Annotated in this window: 24 protein-coding genes; 16 read left to right on the top strand and 8 right to left on the bottom strand. The window is 65.1% G+C overall.

Annotation, left to right across the window (positions count from 1 at the left end):
* Positions 1 to 6: 6 nt before the first annotated feature.
* From CCOS865_RS03875 to exaC, 3 genes are all read right to left on the bottom strand, one after another.
* A complete protein-coding gene (locus tag CCOS865_RS03875) occupies positions 7 to 1,401 on the bottom strand; it encodes an ethanolamine ammonia-lyase subunit EutB (RefSeq protein WP_119138107.1) in 1,395 nt (464 codons plus the stop codon).
* 49 nt (positions 1,402 to 1,450) lie between these two features.
* Positions 1,451 to 2,899, bottom strand: a complete 1,449-nt coding sequence (eat, locus tag CCOS865_RS03870; protein WP_119138105.1) for an ethanolamine permease — start codon at positions 2,897 to 2,899, stop codon at positions 1,451 to 1,453.
* 196 nt (positions 2,900 to 3,095) lie between these two features.
* Positions 3,096 to 4,616, bottom strand: coding sequence for an acetaldehyde dehydrogenase ExaC (exaC, locus tag CCOS865_RS03865; RefSeq protein WP_119138103.1), 1,521 nt, complete (start codon positions 4,614 to 4,616; stop codon positions 3,096 to 3,098).
* A gap of 265 nt (positions 4,617 to 4,881) precedes the next feature.
* Here exaC and CCOS865_RS03860 point away from each other — a divergent pair, with 265 nt between their 5' ends.
* From CCOS865_RS03860 to CCOS865_RS03845, 4 genes are all read left to right on the top strand, one after another.
* Positions 4,882 to 6,780, top strand: a complete 1,899-nt coding sequence (locus tag CCOS865_RS03860) for a sigma-54-dependent Fis family transcriptional regulator (protein ID WP_119138101.1) — start codon at positions 4,882 to 4,884, stop codon at positions 6,778 to 6,780.
* 66 nt (positions 6,781 to 6,846) lie between these two features.
* Positions 6,847 to 8,196, top strand: coding sequence for a UDP-N-acetylmuramate:L-alanyl-gamma-D-glutamyl-meso-diaminopimelate ligase (gene mpl / locus CCOS865_RS03855; protein WP_119138099.1), 1,350 nt, complete (start codon positions 6,847 to 6,849; stop codon positions 8,194 to 8,196).
* The gene (gene ubiX, locus CCOS865_RS03850; protein WP_119138097.1) at positions 8,193 to 8,822 is read left to right on the top strand and encodes a flavin prenyltransferase UbiX; all 630 of its coding nucleotides are present in this window, start codon (positions 8,193 to 8,195) and stop codon (positions 8,820 to 8,822) included. The genes mpl and ubiX overlap by 4 nt, the downstream gene beginning before the upstream one ends.
* Positions 8,819 to 9,106, top strand: a complete 288-nt coding sequence (locus CCOS865_RS03845) for a YceK/YidQ family lipoprotein (RefSeq protein WP_119138095.1) — start codon at positions 8,819 to 8,821, stop codon at positions 9,104 to 9,106. The genes ubiX and CCOS865_RS03845 overlap by 4 nt, the downstream gene beginning before the upstream one ends.
* A gap of 149 nt (positions 9,107 to 9,255) precedes the next feature.
* On the opposite strand, the gene CCOS865_RS03840 is transcribed toward CCOS865_RS03845, so the two are convergent.
* From CCOS865_RS03840 to CCOS865_RS03830, 3 genes are all read right to left on the bottom strand, one after another.
* Positions 9,256 to 9,900, bottom strand: a complete 645-nt coding sequence (locus tag CCOS865_RS03840; protein WP_119138093.1) for an oxidoreductase — start codon at positions 9,898 to 9,900, stop codon at positions 9,256 to 9,258.
* Positions 9,901 to 9,926: 26 nt separating this feature from the next.
* Positions 9,927 to 11,660 (bottom strand): C13 family peptidase, encoded by a 1,734-nt coding sequence (locus CCOS865_RS03835; protein WP_119138091.1) that lies wholly within the window; start codon positions 11,658 to 11,660, stop codon positions 9,927 to 9,929.
* A gap of 104 nt (positions 11,661 to 11,764) precedes the next feature.
* Positions 11,765 to 12,220 (bottom strand): MaoC family dehydratase, encoded by a 456-nt coding sequence (locus CCOS865_RS03830; protein ID WP_119138089.1) that lies wholly within the window; start codon positions 12,218 to 12,220, stop codon positions 11,765 to 11,767.
* 159 nt (positions 12,221 to 12,379) lie between these two features.
* On the opposite strand from CCOS865_RS03830, the gene CCOS865_RS03825 reads away from it, so the two are divergent.
* From CCOS865_RS03825 to CCOS865_RS03815, 3 genes are read left to right on the top strand one after another with little or no spacing between them, the layout of a single operon-like run.
* Complete coding sequence (locus CCOS865_RS03825; protein WP_119138087.1) at positions 12,380 to 12,742, top strand: CidA/LrgA family protein; 363 nt, start codon at positions 12,380 to 12,382, stop codon at positions 12,740 to 12,742.
* The gene (locus CCOS865_RS03820; RefSeq protein ID WP_119138084.1) at positions 12,739 to 13,455 is read left to right on the top strand and encodes an LrgB family protein; all 717 of its coding nucleotides are present in this window, start codon (positions 12,739 to 12,741) and stop codon (positions 13,453 to 13,455) included. Before CCOS865_RS03825 ends, CCOS865_RS03820 begins: the two co-directional genes overlap by 4 nt.
* A gap of 9 nt (positions 13,456 to 13,464) precedes the next feature.
* Positions 13,465 to 14,055: an LON peptidase substrate-binding domain-containing protein gene (locus tag CCOS865_RS03815; RefSeq protein ID WP_119138082.1), complete on the top strand. Its 591-nt coding sequence runs from the start codon at positions 13,465 to 13,467 to the stop codon at positions 14,053 to 14,055.
* A 173-nt stretch (positions 14,056 to 14,228) separates the two neighbouring features.
* Here the strand turns inward: CCOS865_RS03815 and CCOS865_RS03810 are convergent, their stop codons facing one another.
* Together CCOS865_RS03810 and CCOS865_RS03805 are read right to left on the bottom strand one after the other, a co-directional pair.
* On the bottom strand, positions 14,229 to 15,545 hold the full coding sequence (locus CCOS865_RS03810; RefSeq protein ID WP_119138080.1) for a bifunctional DedA family/phosphatase PAP2 family protein: 1,317 nt from the start codon (positions 15,543 to 15,545) through the stop codon (positions 14,229 to 14,231).
* A gap of 3 nt (positions 15,546 to 15,548) precedes the next feature.
* The gene (locus tag CCOS865_RS03805; protein ID WP_119138078.1) at positions 15,549 to 16,241 is read right to left on the bottom strand and encodes a DNA-3-methyladenine glycosylase; all 693 of its coding nucleotides are present in this window, start codon (positions 16,239 to 16,241) and stop codon (positions 15,549 to 15,551) included.
* A gap of 296 nt (positions 16,242 to 16,537) precedes the next feature.
* Between CCOS865_RS03805 and CCOS865_RS03800 the strand changes: the two genes are divergently transcribed.
* The 9 genes from CCOS865_RS03800 (at position 16,538) to CCOS865_RS03760 (ending at position 25,834) form a co-directional block, all read left to right on the top strand.
* The gene (locus CCOS865_RS03800) at positions 16,538 to 17,809 is read left to right on the top strand and encodes a glutamate-5-semialdehyde dehydrogenase (protein WP_119138076.1); all 1,272 of its coding nucleotides are present in this window, start codon (positions 16,538 to 16,540) and stop codon (positions 17,807 to 17,809) included.
* Between the two features lies 1 nt (position 17,810).
* Positions 17,811 to 18,470: a nicotinate-nucleotide adenylyltransferase gene (nadD, locus tag CCOS865_RS03795; RefSeq protein WP_119138074.1), complete on the top strand. Its 660-nt coding sequence runs from the start codon at positions 17,811 to 17,813 to the stop codon at positions 18,468 to 18,470.
* Positions 18,471 to 18,514: 44 nt separating this feature from the next.
* Positions 18,515 to 18,940, top strand: a complete 426-nt coding sequence (gene rsfS, locus CCOS865_RS03790; protein WP_119138072.1) for a ribosome silencing factor — start codon at positions 18,515 to 18,517, stop codon at positions 18,938 to 18,940.
* Between the two features lie 9 nt (positions 18,941 to 18,949).
* On the top strand, positions 18,950 to 19,417 hold the full coding sequence (gene rlmH, locus CCOS865_RS03785) for a 23S rRNA (pseudouridine(1915)-N(3))-methyltransferase RlmH (protein WP_119138070.1): 468 nt from the start codon (positions 18,950 to 18,952) through the stop codon (positions 19,415 to 19,417).
* A gap of 17 nt (positions 19,418 to 19,434) precedes the next feature.
* Positions 19,435 to 21,324, top strand: a complete 1,890-nt coding sequence (gene mrdA, locus CCOS865_RS03780; protein WP_119138068.1) for a penicillin-binding protein 2 — start codon at positions 19,435 to 19,437, stop codon at positions 21,322 to 21,324.
* Between the two features lie 38 nt (positions 21,325 to 21,362).
* Positions 21,363 to 22,466 (top strand): rod shape-determining protein RodA, encoded by a 1,104-nt coding sequence (gene rodA, locus CCOS865_RS03775; protein ID WP_167469012.1) that lies wholly within the window; start codon positions 21,363 to 21,365, stop codon positions 22,464 to 22,466.
* 17 nt (positions 22,467 to 22,483) lie between these two features.
* The gene (gene mltB, locus CCOS865_RS03770) at positions 22,484 to 23,494 is read left to right on the top strand and encodes a lytic murein transglycosylase B (RefSeq protein ID WP_119138241.1); all 1,011 of its coding nucleotides are present in this window, start codon (positions 22,484 to 22,486) and stop codon (positions 23,492 to 23,494) included.
* The gene (locus tag CCOS865_RS03765; RefSeq protein WP_119138064.1) at positions 23,494 to 24,495 is read left to right on the top strand and encodes a septal ring lytic transglycosylase RlpA family protein; all 1,002 of its coding nucleotides are present in this window, start codon (positions 23,494 to 23,496) and stop codon (positions 24,493 to 24,495) included. The genes mltB and CCOS865_RS03765 overlap by 1 nt, the downstream gene beginning before the upstream one ends.
* 178 nt (positions 24,496 to 24,673) lie before the next feature.
* The gene (locus CCOS865_RS03760) at positions 24,674 to 25,834 is read left to right on the top strand and encodes a D-alanyl-D-alanine carboxypeptidase family protein (RefSeq protein WP_119138062.1); all 1,161 of its coding nucleotides are present in this window, start codon (positions 24,674 to 24,676) and stop codon (positions 25,832 to 25,834) included.
* Positions 25,835 to 25,865: the final 31 nt, after the last annotated feature.

Here is a 25,865-nt window from a genome sequence, read left to right as displayed (position 1 = left end):
TCACCTCTAGGCCAGCTGCGCCAGGGCTTGGCGGAAGGCTGGCGGCAGGTTGTCGCCAAAGCGAATGCGGCCATCGGCCTGGGTGAAGATACCGGTGCGCTCCAGCCACGCCTCGAACTCCGGCCCGGGCTTGAGGCCGAGGGTCTGGCGCGCGTACAGCGCGTCGTGGAACGAGGTGGTCTGGTAGTTGAGCATGATGTCGTCAGAACCGGGGATGCCCATGATGAAGTTGATCCCGGCGACCCCCAGCAGGGTCAGCAGGGTGTCCATGTCGTCCTGGTCGGCTTCGGCGTGGTTGGTGTAGCAGATGTCGCAGCCCATCGGCACGCCGAGCAGCTTGCCGCAGAAGTGGTCTTCGAGCCCGGCGCGGATGATCTGCTTGCCGTTGTACAGGTACTCGGGGCCGATGAAGCCGACCACGGTGTTGACCAGAAACGGCTTGAAGTGGCGCGCCACGGCGTAGGCGCGGGTCTCGCAGGTCTGTTGGTCGACGCCGTGGTGGGCGTTGGCCGACAGCGCGCTGCCCTGGCCGGTCTCGAAGTACATGAGGTTCTGCCCGAGCGTGCCGCGCTTGAGCGACAGGCCGGCTTCGTAGCCTTCCTGGAGGACATTCAGGTTGATGCCGAAGCTGGCGTTGGCCGCCTCGGTGCCGGCAATCGACTGGAACACCAGGTCCAGCGGCACCCCGCGGTTGATCGCCTCGATCGAGGTGGTGACGTGGGTCAGCACACAGGCCTGGGTGGGGATCTGGTAGCGCTGGATGATCGCGTCGAGCATCTCCAGCATGGCGCAGATCGAGGCGATGCTGTCGGTGGCCGGGTTGATGCCGATCATGGCGTCGCCGTTGCCGTACAGCAGGCCGTCGAGGATGCTCGCGGCAATCCCGGCCGGCTCGTCGGTCGGGTGGTTGGGCTGCAGGCGGGTCGACAGCCGCCCGCGCAGGCCCATGGTGCCGCGGAACTGGGTCACTACGCGGATCTTCTGCGCGACCAGCACCAGGTCCTGCACGCGCATGATCTTCGACACCGCCGCGGCCATTTCCGGCGTCAGGCCTGGCGCCAGGGCGCGCAGGCTGTGTTCATCGGCCGCTTCGCCGAGCAGCCAGTCGCGCAGGCCGCCGACGGTCAGGTGGCTGACGGCGGCAAACGCCGCCGGGTCGTGGCTGTCGATGATCAGCCGAGTGACTTCATCGTCTTCATAGGGGATCAGCGCTTCGCTCAGGAAGTGCTTGAGCGGGATGTTGGCCAGGGCCATCTGCGCGGCGACCCGTTCGCCGTCGTTGCTCGCCGCGACCCCGGCGAGAAAATCGCCCGAGCGCGCCGGGCTGGCCTTGGCCATCACCTCTTTGAGGCTGTCGAAGCGGTAGACCAGGTTGCCTACCGTGTGGACGAAACTTGCCATACAGACTCTCCAGAGCGCCGCAGCGGTTGGCTGCGGCGCGTAGCGGCGATCAGTGCAGGGCCTCTTCGGCCTTCTGGATCGCGGCGAATTCCTCTTCCGGCGTCCCCGCGACCAGGTGGTGGCGGCTGTAGAACGCAAAGTAGGCGATCAACACGCCATAGATCAGCGCAGCGCCAATCACCACCCGCGGATCGACCAGGAACCCGGCCACCACCGCCAGGCACGCCAGCACCAGCGCCACACCCGAGGTGAAGATGCCGCCCGGGGTGCGGTACGGCCGCTCCATTTTGGGGCGACGGATGCGCAGGGTGATGTGCGCGGCCATCATCAGTACGTAGGACAGGGTAGCGCCGAATACCGCGACCAGGATCAGCAGGTCACCCTGGCCGCTCAGCGACAGGCCGAAACCGATGATCCCCGGGATGATCAAGGCCAGCACCGGCGCCTTGCTCTTGTTGGTCTCGGACAGTTTGCGCGGCAGGTAGCCGGCGCGCGACAGGGCGAAGATCTGCCGCGAATAGGCGTAGATGATCGAGAAGAAGCTGGCGATCAGCCCGGCCAGGCCGACCAGGTTGACGAAGCCGCTCATCCAGGTCGAGCCGCCATAGGCTTTGGACAGCGCCTCGACCAGCGGGTTGCCGGAGGCCTTGAGGGCTTCAGAGCCGGCGCCACCTGGGCCGATCACCAGGATCAGCAGGGCAAAGGCGAGCAGCACCAGCATCGCGCCGATCAGCCCGCGTGGCAGGTCGCGCTTGGGGTTCTTGGTTTCTTCGGCGGCCAGCGGCACGCCTTCGACCGCGAGGAAGAACCAGATCGCATAGGGGATCGCCGCCCACACGCCGATGTAACCGAACGGCAGGAAGCTGCTGGCGCCGGCGGCGCTGGTCGGGGCGATGTCGAACAGGTTGGCTGCATCGAAATGGGGCACCATGCCGATCAGGAACACCACCAGGGCGATCGCGGCCACGGCAGTAATGATGAACATCAGTTTCAGCGCCTCACCGACACCAAAGATGTGGATGCCGATGAAGATGATGTAGAAGGCCAGGTAGATCATCCAGCCGCCGATGCCGAACAACGACTCGCAGTAGGCGCCGATGAACACCGCGATCGCCGCGGGGGCGATGGCGTATTCGATGAGGATCGCCGTGCCGGTGAGAAAGCCGCCCCAGGGCCCGAAGGCGCTGCGCGCGAAGCCGTAGCCGCCGCCGGCGGTGGGGATCATCGACGACAGTTCGGCCAGCGAGAAGCACATGCACAGGTACATCGTCGCCATCAGCAGGGTGGCGAGAAACATGCCGCCCCAGCCGCCCTGGGCGAGGCCGAAGTTCCAGCCGGCGTAGTCGCCGGAAATGACGTAGGCCACCCCCAGGCCGACCAGCAGGACCCAGCCGGCGGCGCCTTTTTTCAGTTCACGTTGCTGGAAGTAGTCCGAGCCGACCTTTTCGAAGTCGACAGAGGTATTGGCCGGCGCACCGGCGGATTGATCGCTTGGCATGGGTTCACCTGTTTTTTTTCTTGATAGCCGAAGGGACGCTCGGCCGCTTGGTGATTTGTGTTGCAGGAAGCGCGCCAGAGCGGTTGCTGCCCTGGAAGAAGTGTTGGGGCGCCATCGCGGGCAAGCCCGCTCCTACAGTGTGTAGGCGCTGGCTTGCCTGCGAAGGGCTGCAAAGCAGCCCCCGAGGCCTTTGAACCTAGAAGAAGCCCAACGGATTGATGTCGTAGCTCACCAGCAGGTTCTTGGTCTGCTGGTAATGGTCGAGCATCATCTTGTGCGTCTCACGCCCAACCCCCGACTTCTTGTACCCGCCAAACGCCGCGTGCGCCGGGTACAGGTGGTAGCAGTTGGTCCACACGCGACCCGCCTTGATCCCGCGGCCCATGCGGTACGCACGGTTGATGTCGCGGGTCCATACACCCGCCCCCAGGCCGAACTCGGTGTCGTTGGCGATCGCCAGCGCCTCGGCCTCATCCTTGAAGGTGGTGACGCTGACCACCGGCCCGAAAATTTCCTCCTGGAACACGCGCATCTTGTTGTTGCCCTTGAGCAGGGTCGGCTGGATGTAATAGCCGGTGGCCAGGGCGCCTTCGAGTTTTTCCACCTTGCCGCCGGTCAGCAGCTCGGCGCCTTCTTCCTGAGCGATGTCCAGGTACGAGAGGATCTTCTCGAACTGCTGCTGCGAGGCCTGGGCGCCGACCATGGTCTCGGTGTCCAGCGGGTCGCCACGCTTGATCAGCTTGACCTTCTTCAGCACCGCTTCCATGAACTGCGGGTAGATCGACTCCTGGATCAGCGCGCGGGACGGGCAGGTGCACACTTCGCCCTGGTTGAAGAACGCCAGCACCATGCCTTCGGCGGCCTTGTCGATGAAGCTCGGCTCGGCCTGCATGATGTCTTCGAAGTAGATGTTCGGTGACTTGCCGCCCAGCTCGACGGTGGACGGAATGATGTTCTCGGCGGCGCATTTCATGATGTGCGAGCCGACCGGGGTCGAGCCGGTAAAGGCGATCTTGGCGATGCGCTTGCTGGTGGCTAGCGCTTCGCCGGCTTCCCGGCCGTAGCCTTGCACCACGTTGAGCACGCCCGGTGGCAGCAGGTCGCCGATCAGCTCGACCAGCACGGTGATGCCCAGTGGGGTCTGTTCGGCCGGCTTGAGCACCACGCAGTTGCCTGCGGCCAGGGCCGGGGCGAGTTTCCAGGCGGCCATCAGGATCGGGAAGTTCCACGGGATGATCTGCCCGACCACGCCCAGCGGCTCATGGATGTGGTAGGCGACGGTGCCTTCGTTGATCTCGGCGGCGCCGCCTTCCTGGGCGCGGATGCAGCCGGCAAAGTAGCGGAAGTGGTCGACGGCCAGCGGGATGTCGGCATTCAGGGTTTCGCGCACGGGCTTGCCGTTGTCCCAGGTCTCGCTGATGGCCAGCAGCTCGAGGTTCTGCTCGATGCGGTCGGCGATGCGCAGCAGGACGTTGGAGCGGTCCTGCACCGAGGTGCGGCCCCAGGCGTCGGCGGCGGCATGGGCGGCGTCCAGCGCCTTGTCGATGTCTTCGGCAGTGGAGCGGGGGAATTCGGCGATCAGCTTGCCGTTCACCGGCGAGGTGTTTTCGAAGTATTGGCCTTTGACCGGCGCTACGAACTCGCCACCGATGAAGTTCCCGTAACGGCTCTTGAAGCTGATCTTCGAGCCTTCGGTACCGGGATGTGCGTAACGCATGGTGTGTCTCCTGGTTAATTGTTTTGTTGGGAGTACCAAAGCGTAGAGCAAAGGTCGGGCCACTGCTTGGAGGCCCATATAGATCAATGGCTTGGCGCTGGAGTGGGCGGTACGTGATGGGTGGCTGTGCCAGCCTTGGTACGCCCTGGGTGACACTTTGTACCGTGTGCGACACGCAGCGTGACTGGCGGGTCCGTGCACCATTGCAAAGCTTTGCGCGGTGGAGGATGCTGGCTTGAGTCTCTATCTGCGGAGAAAAACAACAATGCAGAGCAATGCGTTCAGCCGCCATGCCCATGAAGTGCTGACGGTCGCCCGTGGCGAAGGCAGCGGCCCTGCCAGTGATCCGTCGATCACCCGCTCCTGGCTGCGCTGCCTGGATGATTACCACCTCGACCCGGCGCGCAGCCAGGCACCGGTGGTACTCGAACACGGTCGCCTGCTGGAAACCCGCGAGCGCCTGCGCCAGGTGCTGCAGATCGCCGGCAGCGAGATGAACAGCCTGCACCAGCAGCTGTCCGGCGCGGGCCACGCGGTGCTGCTCACCGATGCCCGTGGGGTGATCCTCAACTGCGTTACCGCGCCCACCGAGCGGCGCATTTTCGAGCGCGCCGGGCTGTGGCTCGGCGCCGACTGGAGCGAGGCCAGCGAGGGCACCAATGGCATCGGCACCTGCCTGGTCGAGCGCCAGGCACTGACCATTCACCAGAATGAACACTTCCGCGGCCGGCACACCGGCCTGACCTGCTCGGCGAGCCCGGTGTTCGACCCGCACGGCGAGCTGCTGGCGGTGCTCGACGTCTCGTCGGCGCGGGCGGACGTCTCGCGCCAGAGCCAGTTCCATACCATGGCGCTGGTCAACCTCTCGGCGAAGATGATCGAGAGCTGTTACTTCCTGCGCCATTTCGAACATCAGTGGTTGCTGCGTTTTCACCTGCAGGCCGAGTCGGTCGGGCTGTTCAGCGAAGGGCTGCTGGCGTTCGACGGCGAGGGGCGGATCTGCGCGGTCAACCAGAGCGCCCTGAACCTGCTCGGGGGCATTCGCGGTGGCCTGCTGGGGCAACCGGTCGAGCGGTTCTTCGCCTGCACCCAGGACGACCTGCTGGGCCGCGCGACGCCGCAGGGCAGCACGGTCTGGCCGCTGCACACGCGTGACGGCCGCCAGGTGTTCGCCAGCCTGCGCGGCCAGCCGCGCAGCCCGAGCTGGACCGTGCCTGCCGCCTTGCAGGTGAAAGGGCGCGAGCCGCAGGCACAGATCTGCTTGCTCGACCCCGCCTTGCAGGCTGACTTTTCCCGTGCCGTGCGGGTGTTCGAGCGCGACGTGCCGCTGTTGCTGTGCGGCGAGACGGGCTGTGGCAAGGAGGCCTTCGCCCAGGCCGTGCACCAGGCCAGCCAGCGTCGGCACAAGCCGTTCGTGGCGATCAACTGTGCGTCGATCCCGGAGAGCCTGATCGAGAGCGAGCTGTTCGGCTATCGCGGCGGCAGTTTTACCGGCGCGCGCAAGGAAGGCATGCGCGGCAAGCTGCTCCAGGCTGATGGCGGCACGCTGCTGCTGGACGAGATCGGCGACATGCCGCTGGCCTTGCAGACCCGCTTGCTGCGGGTGCTGGAGGACCGTCAGGTGGTGCCGATCGGCGGTGAGGCGCAGGCGGTGGACGTGCGGATCATCAGCGCCACCCACCGTAATCTGCTCGAGCGGGTGGAGCAGGGCAGTTTCCGCGAAGACCTGTATTACCGGCTCAACGGGCTGGAGGTCGCCTTGCCCTCGGTGCGCGAGCGCAGTGACAAGGACGCGTTGCTGGACTTCATCCTCAGCCAGGAGGCCGAGGGGCAGCGGGTCGAGATCGAACCGGCGGCGCGCCAGGCGTTGCTGGCGTTCGCCTGGCCGGGCAATGTGCGGCAGATGCGCAATGTGCTGCGTACGTTGGTGGCGCTGTGTGACAACGCCAGGATCACAGCGTCAGACCTGCCGGCACTTTTCAGTCAGCCGGCGGCCCGCTCCCCAGCAGTGTGCGCGCCCCTCGAGGATGCCGAGCGCGAGGCCCTGCTGGTGGTGCTCGAGATGAAACGCTGGCACCTGACCAACGTCGCCAGCCACCTGGGCATCAGCCGCAATACCTTGTATCGAAAACTTCGCAAACACGGCATTGCCCGCACCGGCTGAGTGATTCACTGGGTGCGATTTCGCTCGCCCTGGGCTACCCTGCCTCGACGTTTTGCGAGGTCGATCATGCACATTCATATTCTCGGTATTTGCGGCACTTTCATGGGCTCCCTGGCCGTCCTGGCCAAGGAGCTGGGCCACCGCGTCACCGGCTCCGACGCCAATGTCTATCCGCCGATGAGCACCCAGCTCGAAGCCCAGGGCATCGAGCTGACCCAAGGCTACGACCCCGCCCAGCTGGAGCCCGCCCCGGACCTGGTGGTGATCGGCAATGCCATGTCGCGTGGCAACCCGGCGGTGGAACATGTCCTGAACAAGGGCCTGCCGTACGTTTCCGGCCCGCAGTGGCTGGCAGACCATGTGCTGCAGGGCCGCTGGGTACTGGCCGTGGCCGGCACCCACGGCAAGACCACCACCAGCAGCATGCTGGCGTGGGTCCTGGAGCACGCGGGCATGAGTCCGGGTTTCTTGATCGGCGGCGTGCCGCAGAACTTCTCGGTCTCGGCCCGCCTGGGCGACACGCCGTTCTTCGTGGTCGAGGCTGACGAGTACGACAGCGCGTTCTTCGACAAGCGCTCGAAGTTTGTCCACTACCACCCGCGTACCGCGATCCTCAATAACCTTGAGTTCGATCATGCGGACATCTTCCCCGACCTGGCGTCCATCGAGCGGCAGTTCCACCACCTGGTGCGCACCATCCCTAGTGAAGGCCTGGTCATTCACCCGACCACTGAGCCTGCGCTGCAGCGGGTCATCGAGATGGGCTGCTGGACACCGGTGCAGACCACCGGTGAGGGCGGCCAATGGCAAGCGCGCCTGCTCAGCGCCGACGGCTCGCACTTCGAAGTGCTGTTCGACGGTGTCGTCCAAGGCGTGGTGCAGTGGCCGTTGACCGGTCAGCATAACGTCGCCAACGCCTTGGCCACCCTGGCGGCTGCCCGCCATGTCGGCGTGGTGCCGGCCATGGCGATCGACGGCCTGAGCGCCTTCAAGAGCGTCAAGCGGCGCATGGAAACGGTCGCCGAAGTACAGGGCGTGACCATCTATGACGACTTCGCCCACCACCCGACCGCGATCGCCACCACCCTCGACGGCCTGCGCAAGCGCGTCGGTGAGGCGCCGGTGATCGCCGTGATCGAGCCGCGCTCCAACTCGATGAAGCTCGGTGCCCACCGTGATGGCCTGCCCGAGAGCGTCAACGACGCCGATCAGGTGATCTGGTACGCCCCGGCCAACCTGGGCTGGGACCTGGCCGGCACGGCGGCGCAATGCAAGGTGCCGGCGGTGGTCGCCGACAGCCTCGAGGCGATCATCGAGCGGGTCAAGGGCCAGGCGCGTCCGGGCACCCACGTGGTGATCATGAGCAACGGCGGCTTTGGCGGCCTGCATGGCAAGCTGGCCGAGGCACTGAAGTGAACGGTCCGCAACGCATCACCCTGGCCATGACCGGCGCCTCGGGCGCGCAGTACGGCTTGCGCCTGCTGGATTGCCTGGTCCGCGAAGACCGCGAGGTGCACTTTCTGATCTCCAAGGCGGCGCAGCTGGTCATGGCCACCGAGACCGACGTGCAACTGCCGGCCAAGCCGCAATCGATGCAGGCTTTTCTGACCGAGTACACCGGGGCTGCCGATGGGCAGATCCGCGTGTACGGCAAGGAAGACTGGATGTCACCGGTGGCCTCGGGCTCGGGTGCGCCGGCGGCGATGGTGGTGGTGCCGTGCTCGACGGGTACCTTGTCGGCGATCGCCACCGGCGCGTGCAACAACCTGATCGAGCGCGCTGCGGACGTGACCCTCAAGGAGCGTCGCCAGTTGATCCTGGTGCCGCGCGAGGCGCCGTTCTCGACCATTCACCTGGAGAACATGCTCAAGCTGTCGCAGATGGGCGCGGTGATCCTGCCTGCGGCACCGGGCTTCTATCACCAGCCGCAGACCATCGACGACCTGGTGGATTTTGTCGTGGCGCGGGTTCTCAACCTGCTGAACATCCCCCAGGACATGCTGCCGCGTTGGGGCGAGCACCATTATGGGGTCGATGATTGAAGCGGGCGCTGCTGGGTGTGCTGCTGCTGGCCCAGCTGGGCGGCTGTGCCACGGTGCGCACGCTGGACGCCAACAAGCCGGGCGCGCCGGTGGTGTATGCCGGCACGCGGCTTGATCTGTATGTGATGAACGGTGGGTGTTGCCCGGCTGATCGCTTTGGCGCCGAGGCGCCGACGTATCCCGGATTGGACCTGCCGGGCAGTGCACTGCTCGATACCGTGCTGTTGCCGTTGTCGCTATTGACCGCGCTTGGGGTGGGCTTCAACGCCACCGGCGGTCTTTGAGATTGCCGGGGCTGCTCTGCAGCCCTTCGCGGCGGTCCGGCGTCCCGGCAAGCCCGCTCCTACAGGGTTTTTCAGCGCCGCCGAAACCTGTGGGAGCGGGTTCACCCGCGAAGGGGCGCAAAGCGCCCCCAGCGGTCGTTCGGTCAAGCCTATTTCTTGCCTAGCTTGCGCAACTCGTCGGACTCGATCACCCGAACCCCGTCTTCCTCCTCCAGCGCCAGACGCCACAGCGCCCGGGCCAAGGTGCATGCCTCGATCCCACGGTATTTCCCCGGCATGAACCGCGCAAACGGCGCCGCCAGCCGCTCACCCAAACGCGGCTCGACCCGCTCACCGAGCAGCAGCGACGGCCGGACAATGGTCAACTGCGGCCAGTCCTGCGCCTTCAGCGCCTGTTCCATCTCGCCCTTGACCCGGTTGTAGAAGATCGACGACGTGGCATCGGCGCCAATCGCACTGACCACCAGCAGGTGCCGTGCGCCCATCTCCCGGGCGCGCTTGCTGAACGCCACGACCATGTCCAGGTCGACCTGGCGGAAGGCCGACTCCGAGCCTGCCTGCTTGAGCGTGGTGCCCAGGCAGCAGAACGCGATGTCGACGCGCCCGCCCAGCTGCGGCAGAAACACCGCGGGGTCGCCCACCGGGTTTTCCAGGTGCGGATGCTCGGCCAATGGCCGGCGGGTCGGCGCCAGGACTCGGCTGATGGTCGGTTCGTTGAGCAGGCGGTCGAGCAGGTGTTCACCCGTCAGACCGGTGGCTCCGGCAAGCAGGACATGCTGAGGCGTCAAGTACATGATGTCTCTCCCTTGTTACACACAGCTTAGTGGCTGGCAGGCTTTTTTTCCTGCCCGGGCGCGGCTGTCTGAGCTTCATTGCGCAGGGCTTCCTCGGCCTGTTGCCGGCGCATCCGCTGCCAGTGCGCAAGCACGGCCGGTGGCGCCCACAACTGCGGTTCCGAGGCCTCGAAACCTTCCCTTGCTTCGCGTTCGGCAACGCTGGCGCGGGCCAGTTCAAAAGCCTGCTTGAGGTCGTCGGTCTGGTTCAGTGCTTCGGCGAACAGGGCGTCGCCGAAATAGGTGAAGTCGGCTTCTTCCGAGCAGCCGAACGACACCCGGTCGGGGCGCGCGGCCGTCATGATCAAGGTGCGCTCGTCTTTCAGCGGGGCGATGTAGCCGCCCGAGTAACAGGCAGAGATGACCACCACCTTGTCGCGATCTTTCAATGGCGCCAAAGCACTGGCCAGTTCGTCGGCGGACAGGTCGGCCAACTGCAGGCGTGGCTGGTCGAGCACCAGTTGGTGATCGTGGCTGCCGTGGCTGGTCAGGTAGACGAACACCAGGTCTTCGGGGCCGCTGCGCTCGGCCAGGGCCCTGGCCGCGCGGGTGATGCTCTCGCGGGTGGCCATCGGCCGGTCGGCCAGGTGGTCGCGGTGGTTGACCAGGGTGACCTGGCCGCGGGCACCGAAACGCACCTTGAGCATGTTGCTGACATAGTCGGCCTCACGCAGGAACACGCTCTGCTGGCCATCGCCGGCCACCACCAGGCTGTACAGCTGGATCGACGGCTGCGACTGCGGCAGCGCTGCCAGCGCAGCGTCGAGCAGCTTGCCCTGGTTGAGCAGGGCCAGGTCCAGCGGGTCGGGGAGCAGCTTGCTCTGTTCGTCGCGCACGCGCACGCCGTTGACCCAGAAGCCGGCCTCGATGCGGCCATTGGCCTGGGTCAGGCGACCATGGCCCTGGTAGGCATCGTCGGCGAAGCCACCGATGTACTGGCTGCCGTCGGCCAGGTGCAGGCGGCCTTCACCCGAGAACCGCCATTCGCGGAAGCTGCCCTTGTAGCGGCTGCCATCGCTGCCCAGCAGTTCGCCCTGGCCATCCAGCGAGCCGTCCTTGAATTCGCCGATCCACACGTCGCCATCGGCGTTCTCGTAACGGCCGCGGCCCTCCAGGCGGTTGTCCTTGAATTCGCCGATGTACTGCTCGCCGTCGACGCTGTCGTAGGTGCCACTGCCTTGCAGCTGGCCGTCGCTGAAACGCCCGCTGAACTGGTTGCCGCTGGCGTCGCTGCGCACCCCGGCGCCGTTCGGCTTGCCCTTGGCGAACAGGCCCTGGTAGCGGCTGCCGTCAGCCAGGTCGAGCTGGCCGGCGCCTTCGTACTGGTCGTCCTTGAACTGGCCGCGGTAGACCTGATCGTTCTGTTTGAGGGTGCCTTCGCCGTCGCGCCGGCCGTGCTTGAAGGTGCCGGCGTAGTGGCTGCCGGGCGTGGTCAGGTCGCCCAGGCCATTGAACAGGCCACTGGCGAACTGGCCGCGGTAGACCTCGCCGTTGCTGCCGTGCCATTCGCCCTGGCCATGCCATTGGCCGTTGTTGAAGGTGCCGGCGTACCAGCTGCCGTTGGGGTAGTCGATGCGCCCTTCACCCTGCAGCAGGCCGTCGACCACGGTGCCCCGGTAGCGGCCGCCATCGGGCAGGCGCGCGTCGGGAGGCGACAGCGGTTCGCCTTCGCCGCAGGCGGCGAGCAACAGGGTCAGGACGAGGGGTAGCAGTGCACGCATGACGGATCCCGGGCGTTAGATCTGCCGAGTATGCCGCACAATGCGTTGGCTGAGACAGCGTCAGGCGGTGAATCGTAGGGGCCGCAGCGCGGCCCCGGAAGGGTTCAGACAAAGCACAGCGACAACGGCTCGGCGATATAGGCCGGTTTCGCTTCGCCTTCGATCTCCAGCGTGGCGGTCACCTTGAGCAGCCACTGCCCGGGCTTCTTCTCGATGGCCTCGGTCAGCTCGACCTTCAGCCGCACCTGGCTGTCGACCTTGACCGGCTGAATGAAGCGCACGCTGTCCAGGCCATAGTTGACCACCATCTTCAGCCCCTCAGGGAGGACCAGGATGTCTTCCATCAGCTTGGGGATCAGCGACAGGGTCAGGAAGCCATGGGCGATGGTGCTGCCGAACGGCGTCTTGCTGGCTTTTTCGGGGTCGACATGGATGAACTGGAAGTCGCCGGTCGCTTCGGCGAACAGGTTGATGCGCTGCTGATCGATCTTCAGCCATTCGGAACGTCCCAGTTCCTTACCAACGTACTGCGAAAGCGCTGCAACAGGTACATAGGGCATCGTGACTCTCCAAATTGTCATTGCACTGCGAGTGGTACGAAGGTGCTAGATCAGCACGTCGCAGGGTTGCGGTCAAGTTGCCATCTTTTCGGCGAATATCGGCTTATAGGTGCAACCTGCGCGTGCTTATAATGGCCGCCATGCCCGAAGGAGATGCTTATGTTGTTGCGTGGTTTGACCTGGCTGGTGTTGTTTCAGCTGCTGGGTACGGCGATCAACCATCTGTTTGTACCGATTCTGCCGGGGCCGATCATCGGCCTGCTGTTGCTGCTGGTGTCGCTCATGTTCCGCGGCGAAGTTGGCAAGCCGTTGAACGAAGCCGCCTCGAGCCTGCTGCGCTACCTGCCGTTGCTGCTGGTGCCGCCGGCGGTGGGGGTGATGGTGTATGCCAAGGACATCGCCGCGGATTTCTGGGCCATCGCCGGCGCGCTGGTGCTGTCGTGCCTGATAACCCTGGTGTTCGTCGGGGTGTTGATGCAAAAGCTCATCCACCGCCAAGGCAAGCCTGAGGAGCGCCCATGAGCCTCGACTGGCACGGCGCGCTCGACGCGGTCATCCATCATCCGTTGTTCGGCATCGGCATTACCCTCGGCGCCTACCAGATCGTCCTGGCCGCCTTTGAAAAGACCCGCTGGATCTTCCTCCAGCCGGTGCTGGTGTCGATGTTGCTGGTCATCGGCGTCCTGCTGGTGTGCGGCATCGACTATGCCGAGTACCGCAAGGCCACCGAAATCATGAACATCCTCCTCGGCCCGGCCACCGTGGCCCTGGCCGTGCCGCTCTACCTCAACCTGCGGCGCATCCGTCAGCTGTTCTGGCCGACATTTACTACGCTGGTAATCGGGGGCCTGTTCGCGACCGTGGCGTGCCTGCTGCTGGGCTGGTGGTTTGGCGCCGAGCACATGATCCTGATGACCATGGCGCCCAAGTCGGTGACCTCGCCGATCGCCATGCTGGTGGCCGAGCAGATCGGCGGCGTGGCGGCCCTGGCAGCGGTGTTCGTGCTGATCACCGGGGTGATCGGGGCTATCTTCGGCCCGGCGCTGCTCACCCGCTTCGGCGTGCACAGCCCCGAGGCACGGGGCATGTCGCTGGGCGTGACCGCGCATGCGGTGGGCACTTCGGTGGCCCTGCAAGAAGGTGATGAATGCGGCGCTTTCGCCGCGCTGGCGATGAGCTTGATGGGTGTGGCCACGGCGGTGTTCCTGCCGTTGGCGGTCAGCCTGGTGGCTTGAGGATCGACGATGACGCTACCGCTGTTTCCGCTCAATACCGTGCTGTTTCCCGGATGCATGCTCGATTTGCAGATCTTCGAGGCGCGCTACCTGGACATGATCGGCCGCTGCATGAAGCAAGGCGGCGGTTTTGGCGTGGTGTGCATCCTTGAAGGCGAGCAGGTCGGCAAGGTGCCGTCGGGCGTGGCATCGATCGGCTGCGAGGCGCTGATCCGTGACTTCGACCAGCAGGAAAACGGCCTGCTGGGGATTCGTGTCGAAGGTGTGCGGCGTTTCGAGGTCGAGCAGACCGAGGTGCAGAAGGACCAGTTGCTGCTCGGCGAGGTGCGCTGGCTGACCGAAGGCACGGACAGCGAGCTCAGTGAGCACGACGACGACCTGCTCGCGCTGCTGCTGGCGCTGGGCGAGCACCCGATGGTCGCCTCGCTGGACATGCCGCGGGCGGTCGATGGGCGCCGCTCGCTGGCCAATCAGTTGGCCTACCTGCTGCCCTTCATGGAAGAGGACAAACTCGACCTGCTGGCGATCGACTCGCCGCAGGCACGCCTGGCGGCGATCCAGAACCTGCTGGAGCGCATCCAGGGTGAACTGTTTGCCTGACTGAGCAGCGTTGCCTGCGCTGGCCTCTTCGCGGGGCAAGCCCGCTCCCACAGGGTTTGTGCTGCGGCTAAAATTCGGGCATTGCAGGGCCCTAATTGAACTCCCAGAATGTGGGCGTTACCGAGAACCCTGTGGGAGCGGGCTTGCCCGCGAAGAGGTCAGTACGGATTCACTCAATACTGGTAACGCAACAGGGCCTGGGGCAGGGCGTGCAAGGCAAAGAACGCCAGCAGCGCGATACAGGCCGGCAGCACCAGCCACCACACCCTCAGCGGCAGCGCGTTCAACGGCTGGCGGTACTGCACCAGCGTCAGGCTCAGCGCACTCACGCAGCAGGCCAGCAACGCCCCGGCAAGGATATCGGTCGGCCAGTGCGCGCCCAGGTACACCCGTGACAGGGCGATCGACAGCGCCGGGATGCACCCCAGCAAGACCCAGGTCAGGCGCATGCGCGGCGGCTGCCCACGCCCGGCCAGCACCGCCATCACCAGAAAGAACGCGAACGACGCCGAACTGTGCCCGCTGGGCATGCTGTAGGTGGTCAGCGGGTCACTCAGCACCTCCGGCCGCGCCCGGGCGAACAGCCACTTCAGTGTCCCGTTGGCCACCGCCGTGCCCATCAGTGCACCGCCGGCGAACAGCGCATGGCGCCATTGCCGCGCCAGCAGCAGCAGGCCGGTCAGCAACCCGCCGAGAAACAGCTGCGTGCGGAAATCGCCCAGCCGCGTCACCAGCACCACCACGCCATCGACCGCCTGGCTGCGGTGCTCCTGGACCAGGGTCATCACCCCCTGGTCGAACTCATGCAGGTACGGCCAGCCGAGAAACAGCCCCGCCAGCGCGATCACGCTCAGCCCGGCAATCAGCCGAGTGGCATGGCGCTGGTCGCGGATACTGCTGTTCAGGCTCAGGCCGATCAGCACCGCCAGGGTGCCGGCGATCAGCCCCGCATCCAGCCAGAAACCTTCCGGCAGCGGCAGGCGCATGGCCGCGCCCGTGGCCCAGCCGGGCAGCAGGTACGCCACCGACCAGCCGGCACCGGCCACCACGCTGACCGCGATGAAGCGCGGCAGCGGCATGTCGAACATGCCCGCGACCATTGGCAGCATCGGCCGCAAAGGACCGATGAAACGCCCCACCAGCAGGCTGGCGATGCCATAGCGCTGGAAGTAGCTCTCGGCGCTGCCGATCCACTCCGGGTGGTGTCGGATCAGCGGCAGGCGGCGGATGTTCTGGTGGAAGTACTTGCCGATGGTGTACGACAGCGCGTCACCGAGCAGGCCACCGGCAAAGCCCAGCAGCAGGGTTTCGCCGAGGCTGAAGGCGCCACTGCCGGCCAGCACCGCGACCGCGAACAACAGCACGGTGCCCGGCACGATGATCCCGGCAATTGCCAGGCACTCGATGCACGCCACCAGAAAGATTGCCAGGCCAAGCCACTGCGGGTTGGCGCTGAGCCAGCCGGTCAGGCTGTCGAGCCATTGGCCCATGAGTCAGCTTCCTTGTTCCAGAATTGAGAAGTCCCGACCTTCGACTTGGCCCCGACGCAGCGGGTTCCGTGTGCAGAAGCGGGCGAATTGAGCATCGACGAAGCGGTACGGCAGGTGTTCGTCGCGGCCATGGGGGATGCCCAGGCGCGCGCACTGGATGATCGTGGGTACCGCGATGGCACAGTCTTCGACAAACAGCCGCTCGGGGTCGAAGCGCTTGCCGTCCCACTGCGGCACTTTCAGGTCGAGCGCACGACACAGCAGGGTCTGCCCGGCACACAGGCGCTCGGCCGGGCGCACATGGCCGCTGGCGTCGGGGTTGTTCAGTTGCATCTGTGCCAGGCTGTTGGCGTCCGAGAGGGCGTCCTGCCAAGGATAGGCCGACTTGATCAGCACCGCGTTGCCGGGGCCGTGGGCGCTGAAGTTCAGCGAGTCACCCCCGCGGGCGTAGTACATATAGATGTGCCCGCCATCGAGAAACAGCGCCTTGCGCTTGTCGGTGTAGCCCAGCGAGGCGTGGCTGCCCTTGTCGGTCAGGTAATAGGCTTCGGTCTCGATGATCCGCGCGGCCAGCCACAGATCGCCGTGGCGGTGACGGATGACTTTACCCAGCAAAGCCTTGGCCAGGGTCTGGGCATCACGGTCGAAAAAACCGTCGGGCAAGGCACGGGCCGGGCAGGGGGCGGGTGGTGGCATGCTGGCTGTTCGTGATTGAGTCGGCGCGATGATAGCAATTAATTGCTGAATCGAGGCTGAAGCACAGGGCCTCATCGCGGGGCAGGCCCGCGCCCCGCAAATACCGTAGCACCCCGTGGGCGCGGGCTTGCCCCGCGATAAACAGCGCCTGGGCAGAGGGTTTTTCGTCAAGGCCGGTTACATCTTTCCTACCCATTGCCGCTGTCATCTTCTACCATCCGCCACCCGCCGCTGGGCGTATAGGGGCGTGCCAGTTATAATCAGCCGATTTCCCCTTTCGCCAAGACATCGAGCCCATGACTGAGTCCGTTCTTGACTACATGACCCGCCTGGGTCGCGCCGCCCGCGAGGCCTCTCGCGTGATCGCCCGTGCCAGCACCGCGCAGAAGAACCGCGCCCTGCAGGCCGCGGCTGACGCGTTGGACGCTGCCCGCGCCGAGCTTACCGCAGCCAATGAACAGGACCTGGCCGCCGGCCGTGCCAATGGCCTGGACGCCGCACTGCTCGACCGCCTGGCGCTGACCCCGGCGCGCATCGACGGCATGATCACCGGCTTGCGCCAAGTCGCCAGCCTGGCTGATCCGGTCGGCGCCATCCGCGACATGAGCTACCGCCCGTCGGGGATTCAGGTCGGCAAGATGCGCGTGCCCCTGGGCGTGATCGGGATCATCTACGAGTCGCGGCCCAACGTCACCATCGACGCCGCCAGCCTGTGCCTGAAGTCGGGCAATGCGACGATCCTGCGCGGTGGCTCCGAGGCGATTCACTCCAACCGCGCCATCGCCACCTGCATCCAGCGTGGCCTGGCCGCTGCTGGCCTGCCGGCCGCCGTGGTGCAAGTGGTCGAGACCACGGACCGCGAAGCCGTTGGCGCGCTGATCAGCATGCCCGAGTACGTCGACGTGATCGTCCCGCGGGGCGGCCGTGGCCTGATCGAGCGCATCAGCCGCGATGCCCGCGTGCCGGTAATCAAGCACCTCGACGGCATCTGCCACGTCTACATCGACCAGCACGCCGACCTCGACAAGGGCTGGCGCGTGGCCTTCAACGCCAAGACCTACCGTTATGGCATCTGTGGCGCGATGGAAACCCTGCTGGTCGACCAGTCGGTGGCCCAGGACTTCTTGCCGGAAATGGCCCGCCGCTTCCAGGAGAAGGGCGTCGAGCTGCGCGGTTGCGAGCGCACCCGGGCGATCATCGCGGCCGCGCCGGCGAGCGAAGACGACTGGCACACCGAGTACCTGGCGGCGATCCTGTCGATCCGTGTGGTCGACGGCCTGGACCAGGCCATCGAGCACATCAACCACTACGGCTCGCACCACACCGATTCGATCATCACCGAACACCAGGGTCAGGCCCGGCGCTTCATCGCCGAGGTCGACTCGGCGTCGGTGATGCTCAACACCCCGACCTGCTTCGCCGACGGCTTCGAATACGGCCTGGGCGCAGAGATCGGGATTTCCACCGACAAGCTGCACGCCCGTGGCCCGGTCGGCCTCGAAGGCCTGACCTGCGAGAAGTACGTGGTGATCGGCGACGGCCAGCTGCGCGGCCAGGAGTCCTGCTGAGTTGAGCAAGGCCCAGGCAGCCCGGCGCGTCGGCATTCTCGGCGGTACCTTCGACCCGGTGCACATCGGCCACCTGCGCAGTGCGCTGGAAGTCGCCGAGCTGATGCGTCTGGACGAGCTGCGCCTGCTGCCCAACGCCCGGCCGCCGCACCGCGACACCCCGCAGGTGTCGCCGCAAGACCGCCTGGCGATGGTGCAAAACGCGGTAAACGGCGTCGATTGCCTGAGCGTCGATGACCGTGAGCTGGCGCGCGACAAGCCGTCGTACACCATCGACACGTTGGAGTCGATGCGCGCCGAGCTGGCGGGCGACGACCAGTTGTTCCTGATCCTCGGCTGGGACGCGTTCTGCGGCCTGCCAGGCTGGCACCGCTGGGAAGAATTGCTGCAACACTGTCACATCCTGGTGCTGCAACGGCCAGATGCTGATGTCGAACCCCCTGACGAGCTGCGCAACCTGTTGGCTGCGCGCTCGGAGAGCGATCCCACCGCCATGTCTGGCCCGGCGGGGCACATTTCGTTCGTCTGGCAGACACCGCTCGCGGTGTCCGCCACGCAAATCCGACAGCTGCTGGCCAGCGGCAAGTCGGTGCGGTTTCTGGTGCCGGACGCAGTACTGGCCTATATCGAGGCGCACGATCTGTATCGTGCGTCCAACTGACGGCGCCGTTGGGGCGCCTCATTACACGAGTTGAACGAGTACCTATGAAGAAGCAAAACGACATCACTGCCGAAGAACTGGTCGAGCTGGCCAAGGAAGCGCTGGCAGAGGTCAAGGCCCTGGATATCCAGGTCATTGACGTGCGCGACAAGCACAGCCTGACCGACTACATGATCATCGCCACCGGTACCTCCAATCGCCAGATCAACGCGATGCTGGACAAGGTCCGCGAGCTGGTCAAAGCCAAGGGCGTCATGCCGCTGGGCGAAGAAGGCAAAGGCGAAAGCGACTGGGTGCTGCTCGACCTGAACGACGTCATCGTGCACATGATGACCGCCGCCGCGCGCCAGTTCTACGACCTCGAGCGTCTGTGGATGGGTGCCGAGCAGAGCCGTGCCGCCGATGGCAAGCACCACAGCTCGGAAGGCGGCACCAACGACTACTTCGACAAACTCAGCAACAAGCAATAAGGAAGCGCCGTGCGTCTGCGATTGATCGCGGTCGGCTCGCGCATGCCCAAGTGGGTCGAGGAAGGCTGGCATGAGTATGCCAAGCGCCTCCCCTCGGAGCTGTCGCTCGAGCTGGTGGAAATCCCGCTGAACACCCGTGGCAAGAATGCCGACGTGGCCCGCCTGATCCGTCAGGAGGGCGAGGCCATGCTGGCCAAGGTGCAGCCCGGTGAACGCATTGTCACCCTCGAGGTCCATGGCAAGCCGTGGAGCACCGAGCAGTTGGCGGGCGAGCTGGACCGCTGGCGGTTGGATTCGCGGACGGTGAATTTGATGGTGGGTGGGCCGGAGGGCCTGGCGCCGGAGGTGTGCGCGCGGAGCGAACAGCGCTGGTCGCTGTCGCCGCTGACGCTGCCGCACCCGTTGGTAAGGATACTGATCGGCGAACAGATCTACCGCGCCTGGACCGTGTTGTCCGGGCATCCCTACCACAAATGAGCCTGTAAGCCCTCCCGATGTCGCAGCCGATTCGCCTCAAGGACCACGAGAAAGACGCCCGTCTGGTGCGCAACCGCGTCGTGGTCGGCGCTGTGGCGATCATGCTGTTGGTGTGCGTGCTGATCGCTCGGCTGTACTACCTGCAGATCATCCAGTACGACTATCACTCCACGCTGTCGGAGAACAATCGGGTGCACGTGCAGCCGATCCCGCCGACCCGCGGGCTGATCTTCGACCGTAACGGGGTGATCATCGCCGACAACCGGCCCAGCTTCAGCCTGACCATGACCCGTGAACGCGCGGGTAAATGGCAGGAAGTGCTGGATAACATCGTCGAAGTGCTGGAGTTGAGCGACGATGACCGGGCCTTGTTCGAGAAGCGCATGAAGCAGGGGCGTCGGCCGTTCGAGCCGGTGCCGATCCTCTTCGAGCTCAGCGAAGAGCAGATCGCTCGCGTCGCGGTCAACCAGTTCCGCCTGCCGGGGGTGGAAGTCGCCGCGCAGTTGGTGCGGCACTACCCGCAGGGCGCGCATTTCGCCCATTCGGTCGGCTATGTCGGACGGATCAACGAAAAAGAGCTGAAAACCCTCGATCCGGTCAACTACAGCGGCACGCACCATATCGGCAAGACCGGCGTCGAGCGCTTCTATGAAGATGCCCTGCACGGCCAGGTCGGTTACGAAGAAGTCGAGACCAACGCCCGCGGGCGGGTGCTGCGCGTGCTCAAGCGCACCGACCCGATCCCCGGCAAGGACATCGTCCTGAGCCTGGATATCAAGCTCCAGGAAGCCGCCGAACTGGCCCTCGGCGGCCGCCGTGGTGCGGTGGTGGCGCTCGATCCGCGTTCCGGCGAGGTGCTGGCGATGGTCAGCCAGCCGAGCTTCGACCCCAACCTGTTCGTCACCGGCATCGGCTTCAAGGCCTATGCCGAGCTGCGTGACTCGATCGACCGGCCGCTGTTCAACCGCGTGCTGCGCGGGCTGTATCCGCCGGGCTCGACGATCAAGCCGGCGGTGGCCATCGCGGGGCTCGATGCCGGTGTGGTCACGGCCAGCAGCCGGGTGTTCGACCCGGGCTACTACCAGCTGCCCAACTACGACCACAAGTACCGTAACTGGAACCGCAGCGGCGATGGCTGGGTCGACCTCGACCTGGCGATCATGCGCTCCAACGACACCTACTTCTACGACCTTGCGCACAAGATGGGCATCGATCGGCTGTCGAACTACATGAACAAGTTCGGCCTCGGCCAGAAGGTCTCCCTGGACATGTTCGAGGAGTCTTCCGGGCTCATGCCGACCCGCGAATGGAAACGCGCCACCCGCCGCCAGGCGTGGTTCCCGGGCGAGACGCTGATCCTCGGCATCGGCCAGGGCTACATGCAGACCACGCCGTTGCAGATGGCCCAGGCCACCGCGCTGATCGCCAGCAAGGGCAAGTGGTTCCGCCCGCACCTGGCCAAGACCATCGAGGGCCAGCCGCCTGTGGATGAAAACCCCATCGACGACATCATCCTGCGTGACAAGGCCGACTGGACTCGCGTCACCCACGGCATGGAACAGGTGATGCACAACGCCCGCGGCACTGCCCGTGCCGCCGCCGCCGGTGCCCAGTACCGGATCGCCGGCAAGAGTGGTACCGCCCAGGTGGTGGCGATCAAGCAGGGCGAGAAGTACGACCGCAACAAAGTCCAGGAGCGCCACCGCGACCACGCCTTGTTCGTGGGCTTCGCCCCTGCAGAGGACCCCAAGATCGTGGTATCGGTGATGATCGAGAACGGCGAGGCCGGTGGCCGCGTTGCCGCGCCGGTGATGCGCCAGGTGATGGACGCCTGGCTGCTCGACGAGAGCGGCCACCTGAAGACCGAGTTCGCGCCCGCCACCCTCGCTCAGGAGCAGGCCCAATGATGAACAATTTTGACCGCATGCTCTCCAGCGAGGACGTCATGCGTCGGCGCGCGAGTTTTCTTCAGCGCATCCACGTCGACGGCCCGTTGCTGATCATCCTCCTGACCTTGGCCGCCGGCAGCCTGTTCGTGCTGTATTCGGCCAGCGGCAAGAACTGGGACCTGCTGATGAAGCAGGCCACCTCGTTCGGCATCGGCCTGGTGTCGATGTTCATCATTGCCCAGCTCGAGCCACGTTTCATGGCCCGCTGGGTGCCGCTGGCGTATGTCGCCGGCGTGCTGTTGCTGGTGGTCGTGGATGTCATGGGCCACAACGCCATGGGTGCGACCCGCTGGATCAACATCCCCGGGGTGATCCGCTTCCAGCCTTCGGAATTCATGAAGATCATCATGCCGGCGACCCTCGCCTGGTACCTGTCCAAGCGCACCCTGCCGCCTGATCTCAAGCACGTGGCAATCAGCCTGGTGCTGATCGGCCTGCCGTTCATCCTCATCGTCCGCCAGCCCGACCTGGGTACCGCGCTGCTGATCCTCGCCGGGGGCGCCTTCGTGTTGTTCATGGGTGGCCTGAAGTGGCGCTGGATCATCAGCGTGCTGACGGCCGCGGTACCGGTGGCGGTGGCGATGTGGTTCTTTGTGATGCACGACTACCAGAAGCAGCGCGTGCTGACCTTCCTCGACCCGGAAAGCGACCCGCTCGGCACCGGCTGGAACATCATCCAGTCCAAGGCCGCGATCGGCTCCGGCGGGGTGTTCGGCAAGGGCTGGCTGCTGGGTACCCAGTCGCACCTGGACTTCCTCCCGGAAAGCCACACCGACTTCATCATCGCGGTGCTCGGCGAGGAGTTCGGCCTGGTCGGCATCTGCCTGTTGCTGATCGTCTACCTGCTGCTGATCGGCCGCGGGCTGGTGATTACCGCCCAGGCCCAGACCCTGTTCGGCAAGCTGCTCGCGGGCAGCCTGACGATGACTTTCTTTGTATACGTGTTCGTCAATATCGGTATGGTCAGCGGCTTGCTTCCCGTGGTGGGCGTGCCGCTGCCCTTCATCAGCTATGGCGGAACTTCGTTGGTGACGCTGCTGTCAGCGTTTGGCGTTCTGATGTCGATCCACACCCACCGCAAATGGATCGCACAGGTTTGAATAAGGTGAACAATTTCATGCAAGCAGTGCGTACCTGGGCTGCCCGTCTGGCGCCCTGGATGGGCGCCATGGGTCTGTTCGGCGCTGTCCAGCAAGCCAATGCCGGCGATTACGACGGTTCGCCCCAGGTGGCCGAGTTCGTCGGCGAGATGACCCGTGACTACGGCTTTGCCGGTGAGCAGCTGATGGGCGTGTTCCGTGAGGTGCAGCGCAAGCAGCCGATCCTCGACGCGATTTCGCGGCCCGCCGAGCGGGTCAAGCCGTGGAAGGACTACCGGCCGATGTTCATCACCGATGCGCGGATTGCCCGTGGCGTCGACTTCTGGCGTCAGCACGAGGCCGTGCTGGCGCGCGCCGAGCAGGAATACGGCGTGCCGGCCCAGGTGATCGTGTCGATCATCGGCGTGGAGACCTTCTTTGGTCGCAACACCGGCAATTATCGGGTCATCGACGCCTTGTCGACCTTGGGCTTCGACTACCCGCCGCGTGCTGAATTCTTCCGCAAGGAGCTGCGCGAGTTCCTCCTGCTGGCGCGTGAAGAGCAGCTCGACCCGCTGACCCTCAAAGGCTCCTACGCCGGGGCCATGGGCCTGCCGCAGTTCATGCCGAGCAGTTTTCGCAACTACGCCGTGGACTTCGACGGCGACGGCCACATCAATATCTGGAACAACCCGGACGACGCCATCGGCAGCGTTGCCAGCTACTTCAAGCGCCATGGCTGGGTCGCCGGCCAAGGCGTGGTTAGCCGCGCCCAGGTGCGTGGCGAGCGCGCCGATGAAGGCCTGACCACCGGCATCGAACCGGTCAAGACGGTCGGGGAGTTGCGAGCCCTGGGGTGGTCAAGTCATGATGCGCTGCGCGATGATCTGCCGGTTACCGCCTTCAAGCTGGAGGGCGCTAACGGTCCGGAATACTGGATGGGCCTGAAGAACTTCTACGCGATCACGCGATACAACCGCAGCGTGATGTACGCCATGGCGGTGCATCAGCTCTCGGAACAGCTGGTTATTGCACGGGGCGTCAAGTAATGCGCGTATCGTTTTCCATCCCTACCTTCAAGCTGCTGACCTGCGTTGCGCTCGGCCTGGCCCTGGCCAGTTGCTCGTCGAGCCGGCCGACCTCGACCCCCCAAGGCGGCAGCGTCGTCCGCGCGCAGCCGGGCCTGGACATCAACCGTGCACACAAGGACGGCGCGCCCTGGTGGGACGTCGACGTCAACAAGATCCCCGACGCCACGCCGACCGTGCACACCGGCAACTACAAGGCCAACCCGTACACGGTGCTGGGCAAGACCTACTACCCGATCCAGGACTCGCGCAACTACCGCGCCGAGGGCACTGCCTCCTGGTACGGCACCAAGTTCCATGGCCAGAACACCGCCAACGGCGAGCTCTACGACCTGTACGGCATGAGCGCGGCGCACAAGACCTTGCCGCTGCCGGCCTATGTGCGGGTGACCAACCTGGCCAACGGCCGTAGCGTGGTACTGCGGGTCAACGACCGCGGCCCGTTCTATTCGGACCGCATCATCGACCTGTCCTACGCGGCGGCGAAGAAGCTCGGCTATGCCGAAACCGGCACCGCCCACGTGCGTGTCGAGGGTATCGATCCGCAGCAGTGGTGGGCCCAGCGTGGCCAGCAGCCGCCGCTGGTGCTCAAGGAGCCCCAGGTGGCCCAGACCCAGAGCCTGCCAGCCAGCACCGGCAAGGTCGAGCAGTGGACGCCGCCGGCGCAGCAGCATGCCGCGGCGGTGGTGCCGGTGCAGATCGCCAGCAACAGTGTGGCGAGCAACAGTGGCGGGATGTTCCTCCAGGTCGGCGCCTTCGCCAACCCGGATGCGGCCGAACTGCTGCGCTCCAAGCTCAGCACCATGGTCAGCGCGCCGGTGTTCATCAGCTCGATCGTGCGTAACCAGCAGACCCTGCACCGTGTGCGCCTGGGGCCGATGAACAGCCAGGGCGAAGTGCAGCAGACCCAGGACAGCGTGCGCATGGCCAACCTGGGCCAGGCCAAACTGGTCACGGACTGATCGACGTAACTGTCGGGTTTGTCATGAATTGCCAGGCCCGGCCATGTACAATGGCCGTTTTTGCTCGCCAGGCCCCTGGGCTTGGCCCGGAGCTGCACAGCAGCTCACATAACTAGACTGACTGGGCGTTGGGCTTTGCCCACGGAACATCAGACCATTAGCGATTTTCGAGAGACGGATGAACATCACCAACCTTGCCAAACGACTTTGCCTGCCCGTACTGCTGATGATCACGCCTGCTGCCTTTGCAGCGGAGCAGATGATGCCATCGCCACCGCAGTTGGCAGCCAAGTCCTACGTACTCATGGACGCGTCCAGCGGCAACGTGCTGGTCGAGAACAACGGTGACGAGCGACTGCCGCCAGCCAGCCTGACCAAGCTGATGACCGCCTACATCGCCACCCTCGACATCCGTCGTGGCCAGATCGGCGAAAACGACCCGGTCACCGTCAGCGAAAACGCCTGGCGCACCGGCGGTTCGCGGATGTTCATCAAGGTCGGCAGCCAGGTCACCGTCAGCGACCTGCTGCACGGCATCATCATCCAGTCGGGCAACGATGCCTCGGTCGCCCTGTCCGAGCACATCGCCGGCAGCGAAGATGCCTTTGCCGACATGATGAACAAGACCGCTGCCGACCTGGGCATGAGCAACAGTCACTTCATGAACCCGACTGGCCTGCCGAACCCGGAGCACTACTCGTCCGCGCACGACATGGCCCTGCTGGCCCGTGCGATCATCGACGAAGACCCGGCGCACTACGCCATCTACTCGCAGAAAGAGTTCTACTGGAACAACATCAAGCAGCCCAACCGCAACCTGCTGCTGTGGCGTGACAAGACCGTCGACGGCCTGAAGACCGGCCACACCGACGAAGCCGGCTACTGCATGGTCGCCTCCGCCGTACGTGACGGCCAGCGCCTGATCGCCGTGGTGTTCGGCACCAACAGCGAACAGTCGCGTGCCGCCGAAACGCAGAAGCTGCTGACCTACGGTTTCCGCTTCTTCGAAACCCAGACCTTCTACCAGAAGGGCACCGAGCTGGCTCAGGCCCCGGTCTGGAAGGGCGCCACCAACCAGGTCAAGGCTGGCCTAGCCAACGATTTGACCATGACCCTGCCCAAAGGCCAGTTGAAGCGCCTGGTCGCTTCGATGACCATGAACCCGCAGCTGACCGCGCCCATCGCCAAAGGTGACGTGATCGGTAAAGTCGAAGTCAAACTGGACGAGAAAGTGGTCCACAGCGCTGACCTGATCGCCCTCGACGGTGTCGAGGAAGCTGGTTTCTTCGGCCGTATGTGGGATAGCATTCGTCTATTCTTCTACGGGTTGTTCAACTGATAACGTGACCTGCCACGCTCCCGCTCATTCA

Origin of the sequence: Pseudomonas reidholzensis, from assembly GCF_900536025.1 — a bacterium.
Lineage (GTDB): Bacteria > Pseudomonadota > Gammaproteobacteria > Pseudomonadales > Pseudomonadaceae > Aquipseudomonas > Aquipseudomonas reidholzensis.
Note: the sequence above shows the minus strand (reverse complement) of the source record. Positions and strands in the feature narration are given on the sequence as shown.

What these genes read in the sequence shown, in the direction of transcription:
- CCOS865_RS03875 (WP_119138107.1), bottom strand. Translation starts at nt 1,401, where the DNA reads ATGGCAAGTTTCGTCCACACGGTAGGCAACCTGGTCTACCGCTTCGAC.
- eat (WP_119138105.1), bottom strand. Translation starts at nt 2,899, where the DNA reads ATGCCAAGCGATCAATCCGCCGGTGCGCCGGCCAATACCTCTGTCGAC.
- exaC (WP_119138103.1), bottom strand. Translation starts at nt 4,616, where the DNA reads ATGCGTTACGCACATCCCGGTACCGAAGGCTCGAAGATCAGCTTCAAG.
- CCOS865_RS03860 (WP_119138101.1), top strand. Translation starts at nt 4,882, where the DNA reads ATGCAGAGCAATGCGTTCAGCCGCCATGCCCATGAAGTGCTGACGGTC.
- mpl (WP_119138099.1), top strand. Translation starts at nt 6,847, where the DNA reads ATGCACATTCATATTCTCGGTATTTGCGGCACTTTCATGGGCTCCCTG.
- CCOS865_RS03840 (WP_119138093.1), bottom strand. Translation starts at nt 9,900, where the DNA reads ATGTACTTGACGCCTCAGCATGTCCTGCTTGCCGGAGCCACCGGTCTG.
- CCOS865_RS03835 (WP_119138091.1), bottom strand. Translation starts at nt 11,660, where the DNA reads ATGCGTGCACTGCTACCCCTCGTCCTGACCCTGTTGCTCGCCGCCTGC.
- CCOS865_RS03830 (WP_119138089.1), bottom strand. Translation starts at nt 12,220, where the DNA reads ATGCCCTATGTACCTGTTGCAGCGCTTTCGCAGTACGTTGGTAAGGAA.
- CCOS865_RS03825 (WP_119138087.1), top strand. Translation starts at nt 12,380, where the DNA reads ATGTTGTTGCGTGGTTTGACCTGGCTGGTGTTGTTTCAGCTGCTGGGT.
- CCOS865_RS03820 (WP_119138084.1), top strand. Translation starts at nt 12,739, where the DNA reads ATGAGCCTCGACTGGCACGGCGCGCTCGACGCGGTCATCCATCATCCG.
- CCOS865_RS03815 (WP_119138082.1), top strand. Translation starts at nt 13,465, where the DNA reads ATGACGCTACCGCTGTTTCCGCTCAATACCGTGCTGTTTCCCGGATGC.
- CCOS865_RS03810 (WP_119138080.1), bottom strand. Translation starts at nt 15,545, where the DNA reads ATGGGCCAATGGCTCGACAGCCTGACCGGCTGGCTCAGCGCCAACCCG.
- CCOS865_RS03805 (WP_119138078.1), bottom strand. Translation starts at nt 16,241, where the DNA reads ATGCCACCACCCGCCCCCTGCCCGGCCCGTGCCTTGCCCGACGGTTTT.
- CCOS865_RS03800 (WP_119138076.1), top strand. Translation starts at nt 16,538, where the DNA reads ATGACTGAGTCCGTTCTTGACTACATGACCCGCCTGGGTCGCGCCGCC.
- rsfS (WP_119138072.1), top strand. Translation starts at nt 18,515, where the DNA reads ATGAAGAAGCAAAACGACATCACTGCCGAAGAACTGGTCGAGCTGGCC.
- mrdA (WP_119138068.1), top strand. Translation starts at nt 19,435, where the DNA reads ATGTCGCAGCCGATTCGCCTCAAGGACCACGAGAAAGACGCCCGTCTG.
- rodA (WP_167469012.1), top strand. Translation starts at nt 21,363, where the DNA reads ATGCGTCGGCGCGCGAGTTTTCTTCAGCGCATCCACGTCGACGGCCCG.
- mltB (WP_119138241.1), top strand. Translation starts at nt 22,484, where the DNA reads ATGCAAGCAGTGCGTACCTGGGCTGCCCGTCTGGCGCCCTGGATGGGC.
- CCOS865_RS03765 (WP_119138064.1), top strand. Translation starts at nt 23,494, where the DNA reads ATGCGCGTATCGTTTTCCATCCCTACCTTCAAGCTGCTGACCTGCGTT.
- CCOS865_RS03760 (WP_119138062.1), top strand. Translation starts at nt 24,674, where the DNA reads ATGAACATCACCAACCTTGCCAAACGACTTTGCCTGCCCGTACTGCTG.